This window comes from Loktanella sp. SALINAS62, from assembly GCF_018263905.1.
Taxonomy (GTDB): domain Bacteria; phylum Pseudomonadota; class Alphaproteobacteria; order Rhodobacterales; family Rhodobacteraceae; genus Loktanella.
On record NZ_JAAFZU010000050.1, the window covers coordinates 1 to 1,530 of the forward strand.

At 57.7% G+C, this 1,530-nt stretch carries 2 protein-coding genes; both read left to right on the forward strand.

The genetic code is table 11. The annotated features are described in order from the left end of the window. The first annotated feature begins 87 nt into the window (after positions 1-87). A complete protein-coding gene (locus GZH79_RS14285; RefSeq protein ID WP_349291212.1) occupies positions 88-591 on the forward strand; it encodes a CBS domain-containing protein in 504 nt (167 codons plus the stop codon). 395 nt (positions 592-986) lie between these two features. Then, on the forward strand, positions 987-1,530 hold a 544-nt coding region (locus tag GZH79_RS14290), incomplete at its 3' end, for a transposase (RefSeq protein ID WP_249219217.1).

The window sequence follows — 1,530 nt, forward strand, 5'->3', positions numbered from 1 at the left end:
GAGGCAAACTTCTATGCAGCTCTGGAAAGATCAGACATGGCCGCGTAACTAAGTCAAATCAGCCTCCGGCAAACCCGGCGCGGTTCAGTGGAAGATCTGGCCCGATTGATTGGGGCTGCGGAAATGCAGGCTGCGGCCCACAAATCGGGCCCCGCTACCGCCGCCGATATCATGTCGCAGAACCTCATCACGGTCCGGCCTGACACTTCATTTCCAGAGATTGCAGACCTGTTTCATCGGCACCGTTTCACGGCGTTACCCGTCGTCGGAGAGGCGGACCGATTCTTCGGTGTCATCTTTCAAATCCATCTGATTGACCGGGCGAGAGAGGATGGCCGCCGCCTGAACCGAAGCTTTGGCTCGGCGATGACGCGCTTGTTGGACCGTCAGCGCGAAATACCAGTGAAGGCCGCGGACATCATGAGCGTCGGCGGTCCGCGAGCGACGACGGCGACACCGTTGTCATCGTTGTTGCCCCAAATGGCGGATGGGGCCGTCGATGCGGTCCCGGTTCTTGAACGCGGACGTATCGTGGGCATAGTGACGCGGACTGATCTGATCAGCGCGCTGGCGCGGCAAAGCTTGGCGTAAGCGCTTTCCGGGAGGACTCCTCATATCAGGCTTTTTTCTTAAACCGCTCTCGGCAGCAATCGGTGGCCCACAAGTGAATTCCAACTAACGTGCGTTTTATGGACAAACACTAAGTCAGTCCTAAAATGCCATCGCAACAGGTATCTGGACAACTTGATTTTCGGACGGGTTTGCGGACAGAGCGCTAAATGCAACCCATGGGTGGGCAACCTGCTGGCAATGGTGGCGCGTCTAAAGCAACGTGAGGGCATAGCGCTATCAATGCGGCTAGAGGGCAGTCAAGGAATTTAGTATGCTCGACATTGTGTGAGATGGGCGTATTTTGTTGAAAAACTCTTCCTTGAACCAGAGCTGAACTGCTGATTCAATTCCTTTAATTGAGGGGAGGATTGGCAATGATGGGGCCGAGGCAGGAAGCGCAACCGGCGCTGTTTTACGAGTTCTCTCTCGAGGATCACATTCCTATGGATCACCTGCTTCGATCCATCGACCGGTTCGTCGACCTGAGCGGCATCCGCACCTACCTCGCGGATTTCTACAGCCACACGGGACGCCCGTCGGTCGATCCCGAGCTGTTGATCCGGATGCTTCTGGTCGGCTATTGCTTTGGCATCCGGTCCGAGCGGCGGCTCTGTGAGGAGGTGCATCTGAACCTCGCGTATCGCTGGTTCTGCCGCCTCGATCTGAGCGATCGTGTCCCGGATCACTCCACCTTCTCCAAGAACCGCCACGGTCGGTTTCGCGACAGCGAACTGCTGCGTCACCTGTTTGAGACGACCGTTGCGCGCTGTATCGCGGAAGGTCTGGTCCGTGGCCAGCGCATGGCCATCGACGCCAGCCTGATCGAAGCGGATGCCAACAAGCAGAACTCCACGCCGAAGGAAAACTGGGACGCGGCAAGCATAGACCCGGCGGATGCACCCCGCGCTGTCCGCGAGT